Genomic DNA, 18,895 nt, shown 5'->3' with positions numbered 1-18,895 from the left:
AACATAAATTCGGATTTTGCCCATCTTTTAGCATTTAATGATACAAAAATAAAATAGTATTAGAAAAAAGACGTATGTTTTTTATGGAGGGGATAAGATGGATATAAAGGAGATTTCAGATGATCTCATTAATGAAAGTTATAAAAAACGTGTTCAAGATATCTATATAATGCCTAATCAAACTGATTTCAATATTTATTACCGCTATAGTAAAAAACGAACATTCCAAAAAAGTATTGCATCAGATATTGGACAACAATTAATCTCACGCTTTAAATATTTAGGAGAGATGGATATCGGTGAGAGAAGAAAAGCGCAATTAGGTGCAATGACTTACGTCTTAAAAGAAAAAGAGGTCAGACTGAGACTGTCTTCTGTAGGTGATTACTTACAAAGAGAAAGTTTGGTGATTCGATTACTTTATGATTTGTCTGAAAAACAGTTCCGCTGTTTTTGTCCTGATGATTTAAAGGTGATCAATGAGCGGAGTAAAAAGCGTGGGCTCTATTTGTTCAGCGGACCAGTTGGATCAGGAAAAACTTCTTTGATGTACTATTTGGCACAAGACAAAGAGGTACAAGTAATTACAATAGAGGACCCAGTAGAAATTGAAGAAACAGCCTTTTTACAATTACAAGTAAACGACAAAATCGAACAAACGTATGAGGAATTGCTGAAGCTTGCATTACGTCATCGTCCAGATTTATTGATCATTGGAGAAATCAGAGATAGCAAGACAGCGAATGTAGCAATTCGAGCAGCGTTGACAGGTCACCGTGTATTTGCGACGGTTCATGCCCGCCATTTAGATGGAACCGAAGCGAGAATTCTTGAATTAGTTGGCAGAAGCGATGAGTTTTTTGAATGTTTATCTGGCGTAATCTACCAAGAAATCCTTTTAGACCAAACACAAGCAGCAGCGGCTTTATGGGGTTACAACTTTACCTACAATGATTTTGAGAGGAAAGGGTGGGACCAAAGCTATGAAGAAGCAAAAAATAGTCGCTGGCGATCGTTTGCCTTCTAAGAAAATGTCACTGAACCATCAAGCAAAGTATATTCGACTGATGGGGGAGTTACTTGACCATGGATTTAGTATTCAAGAAGCAACGGAAATATTGTTGAAGATCACACCTGTCCCCCATATTTATTTACAGCAAGGACACCGTTTATTGCAAGAAGGACATTCTTTTTATGAGGTTCTACAAGCATTGGGTTTTACTCAAGACAAGCTTGTGCAAATCGAGTTAGCCAGTGCGCATGGGAACTTGATCCAAACATTGAATGGGATGGCAGAACAATTTCGTCTCGTAGCAGAATTTCGAAAAGAATTAAAAAAGATGATCAGTTACCCGTGTTTACTGTGTTTGTTTTTATTAGGGATCTTAGTTGCATTACGCCAATTTATTTTGCCACAGTTATTAACTTCGGAAATGGTCATGGATACGCATTGGAGAATCCGATTCTTGCAGTCCTTTCATTGGTATGTTCTTCTTGTTTTACTGTCTGTTGGTTTATTATGTCTGTTTATCAAGATCAGGCTCTTAAAAATGGATATGATTCAACGAGGGGAATGGTTCAGCAACAAACCATTGATTGGTTCGCTTTTTTCCCTCTACCAGTCTTCTTATATCGCTTTAGAATTTGGAAAATTATTCTACGAGGGATTAGAATTGCGCCAAATTATTTTTTGTTTGAAAGAAACAAAACAAGGGAGTTTGATCCAACTATTAGCATTTCGTCTGACAAAAGGGTTAGAATCAGGAATTTCTTTAGCACAGCAGTTTGAGACTTATTCATTTTTAACGGCTGAATTTAGTCAAATCGTTTTACAAGGGGAAGCAAAAGGAAACTTAGGTAAAGAACTTTTGTTTTACAGTAAATTAGCAAGACAGCATTTTTTCCAAAAGGTGAACCGTGGACTTTCATGGATACAGCCAGTCCTTTTTCTAGGAATTGCCAGCTTGATTCTATTGATTTATGCAGCAACTTTACTGCCGGTTTATGGCAACATTGAGGAGGTTTTATTATGAAATATCTAGTCAATTTTAGACGAAAACAATTAAGAAATGTTGAAAGTTTTACGTTGATCGAAATGCTGATCGTCTTATTAGTGATCAGTGCATTAGTTCTCTTGTTCATCCCTAATATTTCCCGCTATCGAGATCATGTCAATCGAGAAGGCAAACAAGCAGTGATGCAATTGGTCGATGCTCAAAAAGAATTGTACTCTTTGCAAAATAATGGGAAAGTCCCAACGATCGCAGAACTCTTAAAGGAGGGATATATAAAGCAAGAACATGCAGATGCCTATAACCGCAAATAAACCAATTTGCTTTACTGGTTATACTTTGATTGAAACCTTATTTGTTTTGACGATCACTTTAGGATTATTTCTATTCCCTTCACTTTCGGTCTCAGCTTGGCAAAAGCAGATGACAATAGAGCAATTTTTTGCACAATTTGAAAGTAGGATATATGCCACGCAGAAAATAGCCATTGTCAGCCAACAAGCTACAAGAATCTTTTACGATCAATCAAAGAATCAAATTGTTTTTGACGTACCCAATCCAAATCTCGGTTGGTCAACTTTAGAGGTGCCAGATGAAATTACTGTCCAACAGATGGAAAAGCTCATATTCGCTGCGGGAACCGGCAACGAAAGTTCATTGCAAGCCTATCGGTTCTATTGGACAAATAAAAGACAAACTATCGTTTATCAATTTCAGCTAGGGAGTGGTCGATATATTAAAAAAATCGAATAGACATGCTTTTGTTCTATTAGAAACAGTAATGGCTTTATCCATTACCTTATCGTGTATCTTTCTTGTCAGCCATGGGAATTTGTATTTATTAACTGCAGAAAAGCAAAATAATCAGGAAATCTTATTACTTCGCAGGCTATATGAAGATGTAAAAACCTACCGAATGTATGAACAAATACCGAATCGAACGTTAAATGGACCACATAGTCAGATAACCATAACCGCTAAAAAGAAAAAGATCGAAAAAGTGAAGCTCACACAAGGAGACAAAGTGATTGAGATTACCAAAATACCAGAATAAAGCTGCCTTTACACTGATTGAATGTTTGATTTCGCTTGCCATTTTAAGTGCTGTTTTACTTTCAATCAGTCTTTTAATCACGCAAACAACGAAAGTGGAACAATATTTACAACGAAAGGATCAAAAAGAGTGGCTGATTTTTTTAGCTCAGTTTGAAGAAGAAATAAAAAAAGGAAAAAATGTCGTCATTAAAGATAACCGTATTTATTATGAGATGGAAAAGAAAACCTATTTATTTGAGCAATATCATACGTTGATACGTAAACGAGAAGTATCAGGGGGACACCAACCTGTGTTAACACAAGTCAAACATTGGGAAGTGAGAGATTCTAATGCAGCTATCACATTTTTAATCGAATTTATAAACGGAGAGAAGTATGAGGGGATTTGGACCAAGCCACTATCATAAAAAGCATAACAAGGGGTTCAGTAGTAATATCTTATTCTCAACCTTACTATTGTTTTTAGTTTGTAGTTCCTTATTGTCGATCATTGTACAAACTTATCGCTCGACAGTAGATTTGAATCAACGCACCAAAAATTATTATGTAGCAAAAATAATCAAACAAATGGTTTTATCTGAAAGTAACGAGTTGAAAGAACAGGGAATGTATCAATATAATTTAGGAAAGGCTCATTACAAAAGAAAAGCGAATCAGCTAACGATCGAAATTCAGATCGAATCTCAGCATTTTCAGTTCATAGAAATGCTTAACAGTGATACAGAAAGTAACACAGAAAGTGAGTGAATTCATGAAAACGCACTCTTTTCTGTGTTATCGCTGTTTACATAACGTTTATGTTTTTTATTTCACAAACAAAAAAGTGTGAAAACGATTGAAATTTTGCTCATAGTTCGTTAAAATTAAACAGGTAAAATAATTGTTATAATATATCTAGAAATGAGGTGCACCATGTTACCAGAAAAAATGGAACAGGGGTTTGAACAAAACCTAAAAGCGATTCAGCTTTTACAAAATGCATTGGGAACTTCCTTTTTAGAAGCCTATGTCGAAAATGCTGAAAACTTAATCGACAACTATCAAGTACGAGTGGTAGATGGAGTACCGTCTGAAGAAATCAAGCAACAGATTTCTGCTTTGTATAAAGAACTCAGTCAACTTTCCTTTGAACCAGAAGAGTGGCGCCGTCTGTCACAACTACTGTTACTAAAGGGGAGTCAGACAGAACATCTTCAAGCGAACCATCAACTTACTCCAGATAGTATTGGTTTTTTATTTGTCTTTTTAATTGAACAGCTATTCACAAATAAAGAAGAACCAATCAAGATTTTGGACATTGCAGCAGGAATGGGCAACTTGTTATTAACAGTTCTTTTAAACCTATCAAGTGCGGGATACCAAGCGGAAGGGATGGGTGTAGATATTGACGATACGTTATTAGCGGTTGCTGCTTCAACAAGTGATCTGACTCAGGCGAATGTTCAATATTTTCACCAAGATGGCTTACAAGAATTACTGATTGATCCAGTGGATGTAGCTATCAGCGATTTACCGATTGGTTATTATCCGAATGATCAAAAAGCAAAAGAGTTTTTAACAAGCACCACACAAGGGCATAGTTATGCCCATCATCTGCTATTAGAACAGGCAATGAAGTATGTCAAACCAGATGGATTCGGTCTGTTTTTGATGCCAAGTAACTTCTTAGAAACAGAACAAAGTGAAGAAGTCAAAAGATGGTTTAAAGAAGAAGGATATCTTCAAGGAATGATCCAATTACCAGATGAATTATTCCGTAACAAGCAATCACAAAAAAGTATTTTGATCTTGCAGAAAAAAGGAACAAAGGCAAAACAAGCACAAGAAGTATTACTTGTAAAACTTGATTCACTAAAGAAACCAGAGAAGGTGACTGAATTTTTTAAAGAATTTGAAACATGGAAATCGTCTTCTCTTTAATCACGCACTAAGAAGGAGAATTATATGTCTAAAACAATTGCTATCAACGCTGGAAGTTCAAGTTTAAAATGGCAGCTATATCAAATGCCAGAAGAAACCGTAATTGCTAAAGGAATTGTCGAAAGAATCGGTTTAGAAGATTCAATTTTTACGATCAAATATGGTGAAGATCAAAAATTTGAGAAAATCATGGACATCGATGATCATGAAGTAGCAGTAAAAATGTTGTTAGATCAACTGATTGCATTACAAATCTTAAGTTCTTACGATGAAATCACTGGTGTAGGACATCGTGTGGTTCATGGTGGAGAAACTTATGCTGATTCTGTAATCGTGGATGAAGCTGTGATGGATCGCATTGAAGAATTGGCAGAGTTTGCACCATTGCATAACCCTGCTAACTTAATGGGTATCAAAGCATTTAAAAAAATCTTACCTGATATCCAAAGTGTGGCTGTGTTTGACACGTCATTCCACGCAACAATGCCAAAAAGCAGTTATTTGTATAGCTTACCTGTTTCTTACTATGAAGATTTCAAAGTAAGAAAATATGGCTTCCATGGTACAAGTCATCGCTATGTAGCAGAACGTGCGGCTAAGATGTTAGAGAAACCAATCGAAGAGTTGAAATTGATCACTTGTCACTTAGGGAATGGTGTTTCAATTACGGCAGTAGATGGTGGAAAATCAGTTGATACTTCGATGGGATTCACACCACTGGCAGGTGTAACAATGGGAACACGCTCAGGGGACATCGATCCAGCTGTTTTACCTTATCTAATGGAAAAATTAGAGATTGATATTGATGAAATGGTCAACATTTTAAACAAAAAATCAGGTTTGTTAGGTCTAACAGGTTTATCAAGTGACATGCGTGACCTTGAGAAAAACTATGAACAAGAGCATATCCATTTGGCATATGACATCTTTGTAGACCGTATCCGTAAATATATTGGTGGATATGTGACAACGATGAACGGCGTTGACGCAATTGTTTTCACTGCTGGAATTGGTGAAAATGATGGGCACGTCCGTAGTGAAATCATTAAAGGGATGACATGGTTTGGTTGTGAAATTGATCCTGAAATGAATAAAAAACGTGGGGAAGAATTAGATATCTCCACAAAAGATTCAAAAGTCAAAGTACTTGTCATTCCAACTGATGAAGAATTGATGATCGCTCGTGACGTGGAACGTTTACGTAAATAAATATTCTAATGAAATAGTTGTTAGCCTTTTTTAGGTATGAAATAGTGTAACGAACGTATCATAATTTTAAGAATAAATTTTTTCCGAAGTGAACATTGTTCACTTCGTTTTTTTGTTTTGTCTATAAAAAGTGATTGATTGAAAAAAAGAAATGTTCTTTTTTAAATCAATAAAAAATATAGAAATAAAATAAAGTATTATGAAAAAAAGGGAGGAGATTGAATTGAGAAAAACAAATCGATTAACGATAACGATTATGAGTGTACTAATATTAGCTAATTCATCTATAACTGCCAGTCCATTTGTATACGCAGAACAAAATGAAGTCTCAGGAAAGAAAACAATGAAAAGTGAAATCAGCCAGGCAAATATTTCAGGTGAACATTCAGATGTGAAACAAACGAACATTCCTAATGATCAAAACGTTAAGAAAGCGACTGAGGCAGTGAAACTTCTGTTTGATGAAATAGGAGCAAAAACAAGTAATACCCAAGCAAAAATTAATGAAGTAAAGCTACAAGTAATGGAATTAACAGAAAGTGTACAAAAAACAAAATTATTTGAAAAAATTGTTCAAGCGCAAGAAATGTATGATTCAAAACAGACTAAAATGACAAATTCTAAAGAAAAAAATGGACAAAAAGAATTTGACGAAAAAACTCCTTCCTGTACAATCGACCCCTATATTTATGGAAACGTATACATGACTGGCGCTTATGAAGGGGAAATCAATCAATTTAAATTGATTGTTGGCGATAAAGAATATACCCCAGGTTTTACTTTGTTACCAAATAATCAGTTCAAACTTTATATTGGAAAGAAAATTCCGCCTTCAATTTTTTCAGTCACAGTAAAAATCTTTGATAAAAAAGGAAAAGAGACAAGTTCTCAAAACGTTTCAGTTCAAGCACCGAAACTCACCATTAACAATTACACATTAGGAGAAAACTATGTCAAAGGTGAATTTATTGGTGATGTTGCTAAATTTAAATTGAGGGTGGGGACCACAGGAAGCACGAAAGAATACACTCCAGGTTTTAGACGATTAGCGAATAAACAATTTGAAGTCTATGCGAAAGATAAAATATTACGTGGAAGTAAAAGAGTCGTTTTGGTTGCTCTGAATTCAGAAGGAGATTTGTTAAAATCTGGTTTAGTTAGAGTCCAATCTCCCTACTTAGATATAAATGACTATAAATTAGGAAATGAATATATTACAGGTACCTATGTTGGGGCAGTAAAGAAATTTAAGTTAGTAGTGGATGGAAAAGAGTATTTTCCAGGATTTAAATTGTTAAAGGATAATCAATTTGAAGTCTACGCGAAAAACAAGGTATCGGCGCTAACTAAATCTATTACTTTGATTAGTTTAGATGAACAAGGAAAAGAAATCGTTAGTAAGCAAGTGGTTTTCATTGATTCAACGAATAAAGACTGACTATTTTTATAGCTGAAGCATTAACGACTCGTATAAAAAGTTACTTGAATAGAAATAGAAGAACAGCCAGTGTCACAAACAAAAATTTTTTTACCGAAGTGAGTAACTTTAACATTGTTTTTTATTTTATAAAATAGTCTATTTAAAAAAACGACATTTTTTTTTAAATAATTAAAAAAAATAGCGAGCCCGAATAGGTTATTATTTCCTTAAATCAAATAAACAAAAAAGGGTGGTTTTTAATTGAAAAAGGGGAACTTGAAAAAGAATTTAGTGTCGTTTTCAACTACGAGTGCATTAGTATTATCTAGTTTATCTGGAGTAGTGACACCAATGGTCCATGCAGATCAAAATGGGGCGGGAGAAGGCATCACTATTACTACTTCGGAAAAAAATGAGAAAAAAGAAGAAGCAAATCAATCAAATCAATCAAGTCAGGCGAGTGAAACAAGTCAAACACACGCTTCAGAAGAAAAAGAAAATAAAAAAGTAGAAGAAACAACAATCCTTCGACAACAAAAACAGTTACAGTGAAAAGTTTTGATTCAAATGGAAAAGAAACAGGTACAAGAGAAGTTGCTGTACAATCACCTAAATTAACGGTGGAAGAATATACAGTAGGTAAAGATTACATCAAAGGTCAAATTGCAGGTGAGGCTAAACAATTCAAATTAATTGTTGATGGCAAAGAATATACACCAGGATTTAAACTTTTAGAGAATAATAATTTTGAAGTGTATGCAAAAAATAAAGTAACAGTAGATTCCAAAAAAGTGATTTTAAAAGTTTTAAATGCTGAAGGTATAGAAATCGGCATGCAAGAAATCACCCTTAACGCTCCAAGCTTAGTTGTAGATTATTATAAAGTAAACACTGATTATATTACAGGAAGCGTGACCGGCAATGTCAAGAAATTCAAATTGATAGTAGATGGAAAAGAGTACTTCCCAGGATTTAAGTTGTTAAAGAATAATCGATTTGAAGTATATGCAAAAAATAAAGTATCAGCAACGTCTAAAACAATTACTTTAGTGAGCTTAGATGAACAAGGGAAAGAAATTTTGAGCAAACAAGTTTCTATCTTGAATTCAGCAATCGAAGATGCTTTAACGATAGTAAATAATTTGTTTGATGGAAATGGAGCAAAAGTAGGCAATACTAAAGCTCAAATTGATGCGGCGAAACAACAAGTCGAAAGCTTACCAGATAGTGATCAAAAAACAGCGTTATTGGAAAAAGTCAATCAAGCACAAAAAGCATACGATACATTGATGCAAAAATGGCAAGTTGCGAATGAGACGATGGATAAACACTTTATTGATGGAGATATCGGTAATCCTAAAGGTAGTTTTACAACAGAAGAAATGATCGATCTTGCAGAAAAACTAGGTGAACTTCCTTATATAAACATTCCATTTTTAGAAGGCTATACGACCAATGCATTGCATGAAAAATACGATCAGTTAATTGCTGTATCAAACGCAACGCCAGTGGTGGATCGTCTGTTTTTTAATGGTAAACCAAGTACAAACAATACTCAAAATGATATTAATACTGCATTGAATCTTGTCCACCGTCTTGTGGATGGACCTTATAAAGACAGACTGTTAGCGAAAGTACAAGAAGCACAAAAAGCTTATAATGATGCGCACATTATTGTACTTCCTAAAGGAAATAAATAGGCGAATTGATGACAAAGAAATATTTTTATCATGAAATCGATTAGGTTAGAAAAAATGATTGATTGGATAAATAATCTAAAAAAGAGCTTGGAACAAAAGAACGTGCCAAGCTCTTTAGCATATGTAAAAATAAATAAAAGCGGTTGTGACATACTTTTGTCACAACCGCTTGTTTAGTAATTAATCATTCTTTTTCAGGTAATTTATTCTCTAAATCAGTACGTACCACTAGAACATCACAAGTGGCGTTACGAATCACATATTCTGAAACAGAACCAATAAATAGACGTTCAACAGCATTCAATCCTGTTGCACCTAACATGATTAAATCTACATGGTTATCCTCAGGAATTTCTTTAGCGATGATTTGTTTCGGCGAGCCGTATTCAATCACGGTAGTAACATTGTTCAATCCCGCTTTTTTAGCATTTGCTTCGTAATCAGCTAGCGTTTGCTTCGCCATTTCAGTTGCTTGCTCTGCCAACATGCCATCAAATGATGAAACGGTTTGGAAAGAACGAGTATCAATCACGTGTGCTAATAAAAGTTCTCCATTATTTCTGATAGCAACGTTTACGGCTTTTTTAAAAGCTAATTCAGCTTCATCAGAGCCATCTACGGCAACCATAATTTTTTTGTACTGTTGTAACATAAGCATTCACTCCTTCAGATAAATCAATCATTTATAATTCTATTGTAAAACAAGTTGAACAAAAAGAGAATTATTTACTGTTTGGTTTGACCATTTTCCGAGCGAAAGTAAAACTGAAGACAGAAGCAACAATAATGACCAAGAGCAGGTAAGCCAAAGCAATAAATCGTTGATTGAAGAAGGCGACAAAAATACCTAACACCCCTAGGAAAGCGTAAATGGCACCATAGAATTGTAAATAGCCACGATTTTTCTCTGTTTCTTCTATTAATACGAAAAAGATGGGTTGTTTTTTTAATAAATAATAGCTAACAAATAATAATAATAATGCGGCAATGCCCATTAAAAGTTGAATCATAGAAATTCCTCCAAAAGTCTAAAGATTGGTCAAATAATGTTTTTCAAGGGATCTACTCGAAAAAAAAGGAGCTGTACCAAGTAATTGGCATAGCCCCTTAATCTTCAAAAAATGGTAATCTCCGTTAATGCCGTTGTTCGTCCTGTAGTATTGATCCCGCGAATTCAAGCAGGTGGGTCCCACGGTCGTAGCCTCGAACTACCAAATGATAAGGCATGTTACCAGCAGTGACACAAGACGGGTCCCAAGATATCAATAAAAATGTTCGGTCAACACACAAAGAGGACAATTCGAACATCACAGATTTCCCACCTCTATAGTAGCATATGGAAATAAAAAGAGCAATGAGAGCGCTCATGGAAAATCAAGTCTATGTCGTTGGCTTATTGCCTCCTGATTTTTTCCATTCTTTGATTCGCTGATATTGTTGCCCAAGGGCTTGTTCATATTTCCCTGTAGTCTTCGGATGATAATAAGACGCTTGTTTTAATTTGTCGGGTAAATATTGTTGGTTCACCCAGGCTTGATCAAAATTGTGAGGGTATTGATAACCAATCCCACGATTCAATGCCTTGGCTCCTTGGTAATGACTGTCTCGTAAATGATCGGGCACTTCGCCAGCGTTGCCTGAGCGGATATCAGCAATCGCTTCATCTAAAGCGGCATAAGCAGAATTTGATTTAGGAGAGAGACAAAGATCAACTACGGCATCTGCTAAAGGAATCCTTGCTTCGGGAAGTCCTAGACGTTCAGCAGCTAAGACAGCATTGACAGTTCTAGCTGCGGCAGCAGGGTTTCCTAGACCAATATCTTCATAACCAATCACCATCAAGCGCCGACAGATACTTGCCAGGTCACCAGCTTCAACCAAACGGGCTAAATAATGAAGTGCTGCATCAACATCGCTTCCTCGGATCGATTTTTGAAATGCTGAAATCACGTCATAGTGAGCATCTCCATCTTTATCATGAGTAAGTGCTTTTCGTTGGATACATTCTTCAACGATCGTTAGCGTTAAGTGAATGATCCCCTGTTCATTTGGCTCGGTCGAACGAGCCGCTAATTCCAAGCCGTTGAGTGTGCTTCGAAGATCGCCGTTCGTTGCCCGTGATAGATGAAGCAAAGCGTTTTCGTCTAATTCAATAGCTAGATTACCAAGTCCACGCTCTTTATCACTTAGAGCTGATCGAACCGCTTGCTGGATATCTAATTCGTTTAAGGGTTTTACTTCAAAAATCTGTGTTCGACTGCGAATAGCAGGATTAATCGTGATATAGGGGTTTTCAGTTGTTGCGCCAATCATGATGATCCGTCCATTTTCCAGATGAGGGAGCAAAAAATCTTGTTTCGTTTTGTCAAGACGATGGATTTCATCAAGTAAGAGAATGACAGTGCCACTCATCTTGGCTTCTTCGGCAACTACTTGTAAGTCTTTCTTGGAATCAGTTGCTGCATTGAGCATGCGAAAGGCAAATTTGGTTGAGCCAGCAATCGCACTAGCAATACTGGTTTTACCAGTTCCTGGTGGACCATATAAAATCATGGAAGACAGCATTTTGGCATCAACCATTCGCCGAATAATTTTTCCTTCACCAACTAAATGTTCTTGTCCTACGACTTCATCGATCGTTCGTGGACGCATCCGATAAGCTAAAGGTTGCTGCATAAAACGGCCTCCTTTTTTTATTTTTCGTTCGTTAATTATACCATACATTAGGACAATCCACTTTATGGTAACGCTAATTTAGAACGCCGTAAACCGTAAAGTGAAAGGAAACGAGTTTACTCATATTTAGGCTAAGTTTAACAGAGAGGCTCCTTATTGAAAGGACTGGTGGACTTTTAAAATAAAGCACCAGTTTCCTCGTTTATTCTGATTTGAGGTAAAATAAAGGGAGTGAAGACATAGATGGCTTGGAGGAGGAGAAAAATGAAAGCGACACGATTATTGAGTGAAACATTGTTACGAGCACAAGAACGGTTTGAAGAAACGTTAGACCAGCTAGATGTAGCAGAAGCAAATACGATGCCGGCACCTTTGATCAAATCAGTAACTTGGCTGATCTGGCATACTGCTCGAGAATTAGACCTTCAAATATCCGATTTGAAAAATAGTGAACCACTGTGGTTTAGTCAAGACTGGTCTGGAAAATTTGCATTAGATCTGCCTGATGATACGCAAGATTGGCAACACACACCTGCGGAAGCAAAAAAAGTCGTCGTAACAGACAAAAAACTACTTACAGATTATTTAGCTAATAGTGTTTCATTGACGATTGAGTACTTGGAACAAGTCGATGAAGGAACACTTGATGAAGTCATTGATTCCAACTGGACACCTCCTGTCACACGTGAAGATCGTCTCGTGTCGATCATTGATGATGCAGTGATGCATTCTGGTCAGGGGATCTATACTCGCCGACTGGTGATCGGTAAATAATGAATGCTAAACCTTGTTCTGGTTTGAACGGTCTATGTAAAATCCTATAAAAGGCTGTGACAGAAGTGTCTAGTTCTGAAAAATAAGCCGGAGAATCCGAAGATAGTTCTTCCTATTTTTGGGATTTTTCGGCTATTCTTATCTGCCTGTCGTTTGCTGTAGGTTTTTCTTGGTTTCCATAGCTTATGCTTTCAATATTGTGTATGATAAGGGTGGTGAATAAAATGACAAATAAAGAGCAATTAGATGAACTTTTATTGAATAAAACAACACCCGAAGTTGCCAGAGATCTTTTAGGGATGTATTTAGAATATGTTACGCCAACTGGTACCGTTGGTGGTTACATCGTTGATGCAGAGGCATATCTTGGTCCAGAAGATGAAGCGGCTCATAGTTTTGGGATGCGCAGAACCCCACGAGTAGCAGCGATGTATGAAAAGCCAGGAACGATTTATCTTTATACGATGCACACCCACCGTATTTTAAATATTATTACGCAACCTGAAGGGATTCCACAAGGGGTAATGATTCGTGCGATCGAGCCTGCAACTGGTGTGGCTCAAATGAGCATTAACAGAGGCGGGAAGACTGGTCCTGATATTAGTAACGGTCCCGGAAAATTGGTAGCAGCATTAGGATTACCACAAGAACTTTATGGACAATCGATTTTAGACAGTCCGTTGCATTTTGTTTTTGAAAAAACAAAGATACCTAAGAAAATCATGGCTTTGCCAAGGATCGGTATTCCTAACAAAGGAGAATGGACAGACAAACCATTACGTTTTGTAGTGGCTGGAAATCCATATCTATCATTACAAAGAAAGAACCTGGTGGAGGAAGACTGGGGTTGGAGGAAGAGAAAATGAAAAAAACAAACTTACTTGACTACTTAGACAAAACAATCGAAAAAACGATCACTGATTATGATGTGGCATTAGACTGGGATACGAAAAACCATACGATTGAAATCATTGTCCGACTATTTGCAGAAAATAAAGCGCATTTGGAAATCGATGATGCCCAAGGTGTAGTTTCCGAAGAAGAAATCATTGAATTTGAAGATGGTATTTTATTGTTCAATCCACAAAAATCCCATTTTGATGAAAAAGATTATCTAGCGGTTATTCCTTATGAAGGGAAGAAAGGGATAGCCAAATCGGTCATTGATGCATTGATTGAGTATTTGAACGAAGTATTAGCGCAAGGGCAAAGTGATCTCTTAGATTTTCTTGATGCAGATGATGAAACGGCAGTGTTTGAGTTGAATTGGGACAATCAACAGTTAGCAAAACTAGTCGAAGAAAAACAGCAAAATGAGACGGACGTCTATTTGCCTTATCCAAGTTATTAAGGAGTGAATGTCATGAAATGGAATGAAGTAAAAGTTGAAACCGCCAGTGAAGCAGTGGAAGCTGTGGCTAATATACTAATGGAAGCAGGAGCAAGCGGTGTTGCGATTGAAGATGCTTTAGACGTTGAAAATTTCAAGTCTGATCAATATGGGGAAATCTTGAATAAAGAAGATTTTACTTCATTAACAGAAGGCGCACTGGTGATGGCTTATTTCCCTGAAACGATTTTTTTACCAGAAATTTTGCCTTTTATCAAAGACCGTGTAGCTCAACTCCCAGAATTTGGCTTGGCGATCGGTAAAAATATCATCACCGTTAGTGAAGTGGAAGAAAGCAACTGGGCAACTGCTTGGAAAAAGTATTATCACCCAGTACGGATCACCAGAATGTTAACGATCGTGCCTAGTTGGGAAGCGTATCAAACAAGTGATCCATTAGAAAAGATCATTACATTAGATCCTGGAATGGCATTTGGAACAGGGACACATCCAACTACCTCTTTAACATTGCAAGCATTAGAAACGGTATTGCGTGGCGGAGAAACACTTTTAGATGTAGGAACTGGTTCAGGCGTCTTAAGTATCGCAGCGAAATATTTAGGTGCTAAAGAGGTTTATGCTTATGACCTTGATGAAGTGGCTGTTCGTGCAGCGAAAGAAAATATGGATATGAATGAAGTAGCCAAAGATGTTCACGTAGCTGCTAATGATTTATTGAACGGCATCACAATCGAAAGTGATGTTATCGTGGCGAACATCTTAGCAGATATTATTTTGTTGATGATCCCTGATGCTTGGCGCTTATTAAACCAAACGGGGCGCCTGATCGTATCTGGTATCATTGAAGAAAAAAAACAAATGGTCATTGACGCCATGAAAGAACAGGGTTTTGTCGTTGATCAAATTTTCCAACAAAAAGATTGGTATGCAATTATCTTGAAAAAGCCTGAGGTGGAATAAATGCAACGTTACTTTTTAGAAGAGGCGTATCAACCAAATACACGCTTCGAACTTTCGGGAGAGGCATTTCATCATATCGTACGGGTCATGCGCATGGCGCCAAAAGATCAAGTCTATTTAGCATTCAACGATCAAGTATCGATTCGTGCGGAGATCACAGAAATCAGTGAAGATACCGTTTATTTGAGCGAGCTTGAAAAAGAAAAAAGCCAAAAGGAATTACCCAATAACATCACGATTGCCAGTGGTTATCCAAAAGGGGATAAACTAGACTGGATCGTTCAAAAAGGAACAGAATTAGGTGCGCATGGATTTATTGGCTTTCCAGCTAAAACATCTATTGTAAAATGGGATGCGAAAAAAAGAAACAAACGTCAAGAACGTTTGAACAAAATTGCTCAAGAAGCAGCTGAACAATCTCATAGACAGATTGCGCCCCAAGTGGAATTATTGGAAAGTCAGCAAGCTCTTTTTGATCGACTATCTGCTTATGATGTGTTGTTGATTGCTTATGAAGAGTCAGCAAAACAAGGAGAACTAGCCAATTTAGCTAAGGTATTCCAAGAACTCACTGATGGTAGTCGGATTTTAGCCGTTTTTGGTCCTGAAGGAGGTCTTGCTCCTGAAGAAGTTGAAGCCTTTGTTGAAAAAGGTGGAATCTTATGTGGATTAGGACCGCGGATTTTACGTACGGAGACGGCACCTCTTTATCTTTTAAGTGCGGCAAGTTATCAGTGGGAGCTCACTCACTGATAATAACTGAATAAAATCAGGAAAAATTGAAAAAATTCCGAACAATCTGTATAATAAAAACAATTATTTTATTGTAAACAACGGATGACATCAAATGAATGGTGTGCATGAGTTTGTTTCTAGTTATGTTATACAAAAGAAGAATGGTTTTTAATATTATTCGGAGCAACAGCTGTTGTTCGTAACCTTTGAAAGGGGGATGTTCCATGCCAAAAGAAGAATTATTGACAGGTCCTGGAGTGATTAAATTGGTTAGCCAATACATGGGACCTGATCATGTAGCATTTGTTCAAAAAGCTTGCGATTATGCAACGGCTGCTCACGATGGCCAGTTTCGTAAATCAGGCGAACCATACATTATCCATCCTATCCAAGTTGCTGGGATCTTAGCTGATTTAAGAATGGACCCCCATACTGTTGCAACTGGTTTTTTGCATGATGTTGTAGAAGACACCGACGTTACTTTGGATGATTTGAAAGAAGAATTTGGTCCAGACGTTGCAATGTTAGTTGACGGTGTAACGAAACTAGGGAAAATCAAATACAAATCACATGAAGAACAATTAGCAGAAAATCATCGAAAGATGTTATTAGCTATGGCGCAAGATTTACGTGTAATTATGGTGAAATTAGCTGATCGACTACATAACATGCGTACGCTAAAACATCTTCGTGAAGATAAACAACGTCGAATCGCCCAAGAAACTTTAGAAATTTATGCACCATTAGCTCATCGCTTGGGGATCAGTCGAATCAAATGGGAATTAGAAGATACCGCACTTCGCTATCTCAATCCTAAACAATATTATCGAATCGTGCATTTGATGCAAACGAAACGAGAAGAACGAGAAAAATATGTCAACGCCACAGTCGAAGATATTCGTCTAGCAACAGAAGAACTAGATATTTATGCAGAAATCTATGGACGTCCTAAACACATTTATTCTATTTATCGGAAAATGAAAGACCAAAAGAAACAATTCAATGAAATCTATGATTTACTTGCAATACGGGTAATCGTTGACTCTATCAAGGATTGTTATGCTGTTTTAGGAGCAATCCATACCAAATGGAAACCAATGCCAGGGCGGTTTAAAGATTATATTGCTATGCCTAAAGCAAATATGTATCAATCCTTGCATACAACAGTCATTGGACCAGCTGGAAATCCGGTAGAGATCCAGATACGAACTCAAGAAATGCACGAAATCGCCGAGTTCGGGGTGGCTGCACATTGGGCATACAAAGAAGGTAAAAATGATAAGGTCGAACCAGATGGTATCACGAAACAATTAAGCTGGTTCCACGAAATCATTGAACTACAAGATGAAAGTTATGATGCTTCAGAATTTATGGAAGGTGTCAAAGGAGATATCTTTAGTGATAAGGTCTATGTTTTCACTCCTAAAGGGGACGTGACAGAACTGCCAAAAGGTTCTGGACCTTTAGATTTTGCTTATAGTATCCATACAGACATTGGAAATAAAACAACGGGTGCCAAAATCAACGGCAAAATGGTTCAATTAGATTATAAGTTGAAAAATGGGGACATCATTGAGATTTTGACTTCACCTAATTCGTTTGGTCCAAGTCGAGATTGGTTGAAATTAGTTGCTACGAGTAAAGCTCGCAATAAAATCAAACGTTTCTTCAAAGCGCAAGACAGAGAAGAAAATATCATCAAAGGACATGAAGCAATCACAAAATGTATTATCGATCTAGGCTTTGCACCAAAAGAAATTTTAGCAAAAAGTAAGCTGCAAGATGCTTTAGAAAAGCTGAATTATCAAACGGAAGATGATATGTATGCAGCTGTGGGTTATGGTGAAGTCAGTGCATTGACGATGGCGAACCGTTTGACTGAAAAAGAAAGAAAAGAACAAAAGATCGAGCAACAAAAACAAGAAGCTGAAGAAATCATGAACCAACCGAAAAAAGAACCGGAAAAAATGAAGGTTCGCCATGAAGGTGGTGTCGTGATTCAAGGTGTCGATAACTTGTTGATTCGGATCAGTCGTTGCTGTAACCCGATCCCTGGAGATGATATCGTGGGTTATATCACTAAAGGAAGAGGAATCTCAATTCACCGAAGAGACTGTCCGAATGTCCAAGTAGACAAGCCGAATGTGGCCGAACGCCTGATCGAAGTTGAATGGGAAGATACCTCGAATACCAGAAAAGAATATGATGCTGATCTAGAAATTTATGGTTATAATCGTTCCGGCATGTTAAATGATGTCTTACAAACGGTAAATACCATGACTAAAAACTTAAACAGCGTGGAAGCGAGAACCAACAAAGACAAAATGGCAACGATCCATTTAACAGTAGGGATCCAAAATCTTGCTCACCTAAAGAGCATCGTGGATAAAATCAAAGCTGTACCAGATGTGTATAGCGTGCGACGAACCAATGGTTAGGAGGAAAACACGTGAGAGCTGTTGTCCAGCGAGTAAGTAAAGCTTCAGTGACGATCGATCAACAAGAAGTTGGGAAGATCGATCAAGGGCTGGTTATTTTACTAGGTATTCATGAAAAAGATACGCAAGATGATGTTGATTATTTAGTAAAAAAAATTGCACAAATGCGTATTTTTGAAGATGAACAAGGAAAAATGAACCGTAGTGTAGAAGATGTCGAAGGACAAATTTTGAGTGTGTCCCAATTTACGCTGTTTGCAGATACTAAAAAAGGAAATCGTCCAAGTTTCATCTCAGCAGCTCGTCCCGAAACAGCTATTCCACTATACGAGGCTTTTAATGAAGGGATTAGAAATAGAGGGATTACCGTAGCAACCGGCCAATTTGGAGCTGACATGGCAGTAGCTTTGATCAATGACGGTCCGGTTACTATTATCATTGATTCTCAAAATAAATAAGAGATACTAGTGTATTCATAATTGATTGAAATAAGATGGGCATGTCTCGTCAATTCCAACCGATCCTCAGAGATTCGCACAAGCGATGAATCTTTGAGTGATCGGTTTTTTGTGTGCCTACTCGAAAAGTGTCATACAGATGGGGGAACCTATTTTTTAAGGAAAAAAGAGTGATTTTAGAGGAGA

22 protein-coding genes and 1 other RNA gene are annotated in these 18,895 nt (G+C 37.0%); 19 read left to right on the top strand and 4 right to left on the bottom strand.

The genetic code is table 11. The features are described from left to right. Positions 1 to 97 precede the first annotated feature (97 nt). From comGA to IGL30_RS10890, 12 genes are all read left to right on the top strand, one after another. Positions 98 to 1,027, top strand: a complete 930-nt coding sequence (comGA, locus tag IGL30_RS10945) for a competence type IV pilus ATPase ComGA (RefSeq protein WP_088775321.1) — start codon at positions 98 to 100, stop codon at positions 1,025 to 1,027. Further along, positions 984 to 2,033: a competence type IV pilus assembly protein ComGB gene (comGB, locus tag IGL30_RS10940; RefSeq protein WP_123875163.1), complete on the top strand. Its 1,050-nt coding sequence runs from the start codon at positions 984 to 986 to the stop codon at positions 2,031 to 2,033. The genes comGA and comGB overlap by 44 nt, the downstream gene beginning before the upstream one ends. Next, positions 2,030 to 2,326 carry a competence type IV pilus major pilin ComGC gene (gene comGC, locus IGL30_RS10935; RefSeq protein ID WP_010720897.1) on the top strand — a complete coding sequence of 99 codons (297 nt, stop codon included), beginning with the start codon at positions 2,030 to 2,032 and terminating at the stop codon, positions 2,324 to 2,326. Before comGB ends, comGC begins: the two co-directional genes overlap by 4 nt. Further along, entirely contained in the window at positions 2,307 to 2,765 is a 459-nt protein-coding gene (gene comGD / locus IGL30_RS10930; RefSeq protein ID WP_371264044.1) for a competence type IV pilus minor pilin ComGD, read from the top strand. Before comGC ends, comGD begins: the two co-directional genes overlap by 20 nt. Next, the gene (locus IGL30_RS10925; RefSeq protein ID WP_185068174.1) at positions 2,737 to 3,066 is read left to right on the top strand and encodes a hypothetical protein; all 330 of its coding nucleotides are present in this window, start codon (positions 2,737 to 2,739) and stop codon (positions 3,064 to 3,066) included. Before comGD ends, IGL30_RS10925 begins: the two co-directional genes overlap by 29 nt. Next, complete coding sequence (gene comGF, locus IGL30_RS10920; protein WP_123875165.1) at positions 3,041 to 3,475, top strand: competence type IV pilus minor pilin ComGF; 435 nt, start codon at positions 3,041 to 3,043, stop codon at positions 3,473 to 3,475. The genes IGL30_RS10925 and comGF overlap by 26 nt, the downstream gene beginning before the upstream one ends. Continuing rightward, entirely contained in the window at positions 3,444 to 3,815 is a 372-nt protein-coding gene (comGG, locus tag IGL30_RS10915) for a competence type IV pilus minor pilin ComGG (protein WP_088745258.1), read from the top strand. The genes comGF and comGG overlap by 32 nt, the downstream gene beginning before the upstream one ends. Positions 3,816 to 3,980: 165 nt before the next feature. Next, complete coding sequence (locus IGL30_RS10910; RefSeq protein ID WP_010720892.1) at positions 3,981 to 4,988, top strand: class I SAM-dependent methyltransferase; 1,008 nt, start codon at positions 3,981 to 3,983, stop codon at positions 4,986 to 4,988. Positions 4,989 to 5,012: 24 nt separating this feature from the next. Next, positions 5,013 to 6,197, top strand: a complete 1,185-nt coding sequence (locus IGL30_RS10905) for an acetate/propionate family kinase (protein WP_010737077.1) — start codon at positions 5,013 to 5,015, stop codon at positions 6,195 to 6,197. A gap of 223 nt (positions 6,198 to 6,420) precedes the next feature. Continuing rightward, a complete protein-coding gene (locus IGL30_RS10900; RefSeq protein WP_123875166.1) occupies positions 6,421 to 7,635 on the top strand; it encodes an immunoglobulin-like domain-containing protein in 1,215 nt (404 codons plus the stop codon). Positions 7,636 to 7,893: 258 nt separating this feature from the next. After that, on the top strand, positions 7,894 to 8,169 hold the full coding sequence (locus tag IGL30_RS10895) for a hypothetical protein (RefSeq protein WP_317751750.1): 276 nt from the start codon (positions 7,894 to 7,896) through the stop codon (positions 8,167 to 8,169). Next, entirely contained in the window at positions 8,166 to 9,317 is a 1,152-nt protein-coding gene (locus tag IGL30_RS10890) for an immunoglobulin-like domain-containing protein (protein WP_240210974.1), read from the top strand. Before IGL30_RS10895 ends, IGL30_RS10890 begins: the two co-directional genes overlap by 4 nt. A gap of 184 nt (positions 9,318 to 9,501) precedes the next feature. On the opposite strand, the gene IGL30_RS10885 is transcribed toward IGL30_RS10890, so the two are convergent. From IGL30_RS10885 to IGL30_RS10870, 4 genes are all read right to left on the bottom strand, one after another. Then, positions 9,502 to 9,969, bottom strand: coding sequence for a universal stress protein (locus IGL30_RS10885; RefSeq protein WP_010720888.1), 468 nt, complete (start codon positions 9,967 to 9,969; stop codon positions 9,502 to 9,504). Positions 9,970 to 10,039: 70 nt separating this feature from the next. Then, entirely contained in the window at positions 10,040 to 10,327 is a 288-nt protein-coding gene (locus IGL30_RS10880) for a hypothetical protein (RefSeq protein WP_010720887.1), read from the bottom strand. Between the two features lie 114 nt (positions 10,328 to 10,441). Next, a non-coding RNA gene (gene ssrS / locus IGL30_RS10875) (6S RNA) lies at positions 10,442 to 10,636 on the bottom strand. A 61-nt stretch (positions 10,637 to 10,697) separates the two neighbouring features. Further along, on the bottom strand, positions 10,698 to 11,993 hold the full coding sequence (locus tag IGL30_RS10870; protein WP_010720886.1) for a replication-associated recombination protein A: 1,296 nt from the start codon (positions 11,991 to 11,993) through the stop codon (positions 10,698 to 10,700). A 264-nt stretch (positions 11,994 to 12,257) separates the two neighbouring features. Between IGL30_RS10870 and IGL30_RS10865 the strand changes: the two genes are divergently transcribed. From IGL30_RS10865 to dtd, 7 genes are all read left to right on the top strand, one after another. After that, the gene (locus tag IGL30_RS10865) at positions 12,258 to 12,767 is read left to right on the top strand and encodes a DinB family protein (RefSeq protein ID WP_010737081.1); all 510 of its coding nucleotides are present in this window, start codon (positions 12,258 to 12,260) and stop codon (positions 12,765 to 12,767) included. 224 nt (positions 12,768 to 12,991) lie between these two features. Beyond that, positions 12,992 to 13,633: a DNA-3-methyladenine glycosylase gene (locus tag IGL30_RS10860; protein WP_010737082.1), complete on the top strand. Its 642-nt coding sequence runs from the start codon at positions 12,992 to 12,994 to the stop codon at positions 13,631 to 13,633. After that, positions 13,630 to 14,118 carry a DUF3013 family protein gene (locus IGL30_RS10855; protein WP_053766270.1) on the top strand — a complete coding sequence of 163 codons (489 nt, stop codon included), beginning with the start codon at positions 13,630 to 13,632 and terminating at the stop codon, positions 14,116 to 14,118. Before IGL30_RS10860 ends, IGL30_RS10855 begins: the two co-directional genes overlap by 4 nt. 12 nt (positions 14,119 to 14,130) lie before the next feature. Further along, positions 14,131 to 15,078 (top strand): 50S ribosomal protein L11 methyltransferase, encoded by a 948-nt coding sequence (gene prmA, locus IGL30_RS10850; RefSeq protein ID WP_430618268.1) that lies wholly within the window; start codon positions 14,131 to 14,133, stop codon positions 15,076 to 15,078. Beyond that, positions 15,079 to 15,831 carry a 16S rRNA (uracil(1498)-N(3))-methyltransferase gene (locus tag IGL30_RS10845; protein ID WP_088775327.1) on the top strand — a complete coding sequence of 251 codons (753 nt, stop codon included), beginning with the start codon at positions 15,079 to 15,081 and terminating at the stop codon, positions 15,829 to 15,831. Between the two features lie 206 nt (positions 15,832 to 16,037). Further along, positions 16,038 to 18,251, top strand: coding sequence for a RelA/SpoT family protein (locus tag IGL30_RS10840; RefSeq protein WP_010720880.1), 2,214 nt, complete (start codon positions 16,038 to 16,040; stop codon positions 18,249 to 18,251). Positions 18,252 to 18,262: 11 nt separating this feature from the next. After that, positions 18,263 to 18,709 (top strand): D-aminoacyl-tRNA deacylase, encoded by a 447-nt coding sequence (dtd, locus tag IGL30_RS10835; protein WP_123874987.1) that lies wholly within the window; start codon positions 18,263 to 18,265, stop codon positions 18,707 to 18,709. The last annotated feature ends 186 nt before the right edge of the window (positions 18,710 to 18,895 follow it).

Source organism: Enterococcus sp. DIV1089c, from assembly GCF_050530965.1.
Taxonomy (GTDB): Bacteria; Bacillota; Bacilli; order Lactobacillales; family Enterococcaceae; genus Enterococcus_B; species Enterococcus_B hirae.
This window is presented reverse-complemented; position numbering and strand designations above follow the sequence as displayed.

Coding starts and splice junctions, on each gene's coding strand:
- comGA (WP_088775321.1), top strand. CDS start 98: ATGGATATAAAGGAGATTTCAGATGATCTCATTAATGAAAGTTATAAA.
- comGB (WP_123875163.1), top strand. CDS start 984: ATGAAGAAGCAAAAAATAGTCGCTGGCGATCGTTTGCCTTCTAAGAAA.
- comGC (WP_010720897.1), top strand. CDS start 2,030: ATGAAATATCTAGTCAATTTTAGACGAAAACAATTAAGAAATGTTGAA.
- comGD (WP_371264044.1), top strand. CDS start 2,307: ATGCCTATAACCGCAAATAAACCAATTTGCTTTACTGGTTATACTTTG.
- comGG (WP_088745258.1), top strand. CDS start 3,444: ATGAGGGGATTTGGACCAAGCCACTATCATAAAAAGCATAACAAGGGG.
- IGL30_RS10910 (WP_010720892.1), top strand. CDS start 3,981: ATGTTACCAGAAAAAATGGAACAGGGGTTTGAACAAAACCTAAAAGCG.
- IGL30_RS10905 (WP_010737077.1), top strand. CDS start 5,013: ATGTCTAAAACAATTGCTATCAACGCTGGAAGTTCAAGTTTAAAATGG.
- IGL30_RS10885 (WP_010720888.1), bottom strand. CDS start 9,969: ATGTTACAACAGTACAAAAAAATTATGGTTGCCGTAGATGGCTCTGAT.
- IGL30_RS10880 (WP_010720887.1), bottom strand. CDS start 10,327: ATGATTCAACTTTTAATGGGCATTGCCGCATTATTATTATTATTTGTT.
- IGL30_RS10870 (WP_010720886.1), bottom strand. CDS start 11,993: ATGCAGCAACCTTTAGCTTATCGGATGCGTCCACGAACGATCGATGAA.
- IGL30_RS10865 (WP_010737081.1), top strand. CDS start 12,258: ATGAAAGCGACACGATTATTGAGTGAAACATTGTTACGAGCACAAGAA.
- IGL30_RS10860 (WP_010737082.1), top strand. CDS start 12,992: ATGACAAATAAAGAGCAATTAGATGAACTTTTATTGAATAAAACAACA.
- IGL30_RS10855 (WP_053766270.1), top strand. CDS start 13,630: ATGAAAAAAACAAACTTACTTGACTACTTAGACAAAACAATCGAAAAA.
- prmA (WP_430618268.1), top strand. CDS start 14,131: ATGAAATGGAATGAAGTAAAAGTTGAAACCGCCAGTGAAGCAGTGGAA.
- IGL30_RS10845 (WP_088775327.1), top strand. CDS start 15,079: ATGCAACGTTACTTTTTAGAAGAGGCGTATCAACCAAATACACGCTTC.
- IGL30_RS10840 (WP_010720880.1), top strand. CDS start 16,038: ATGCCAAAAGAAGAATTATTGACAGGTCCTGGAGTGATTAAATTGGTT.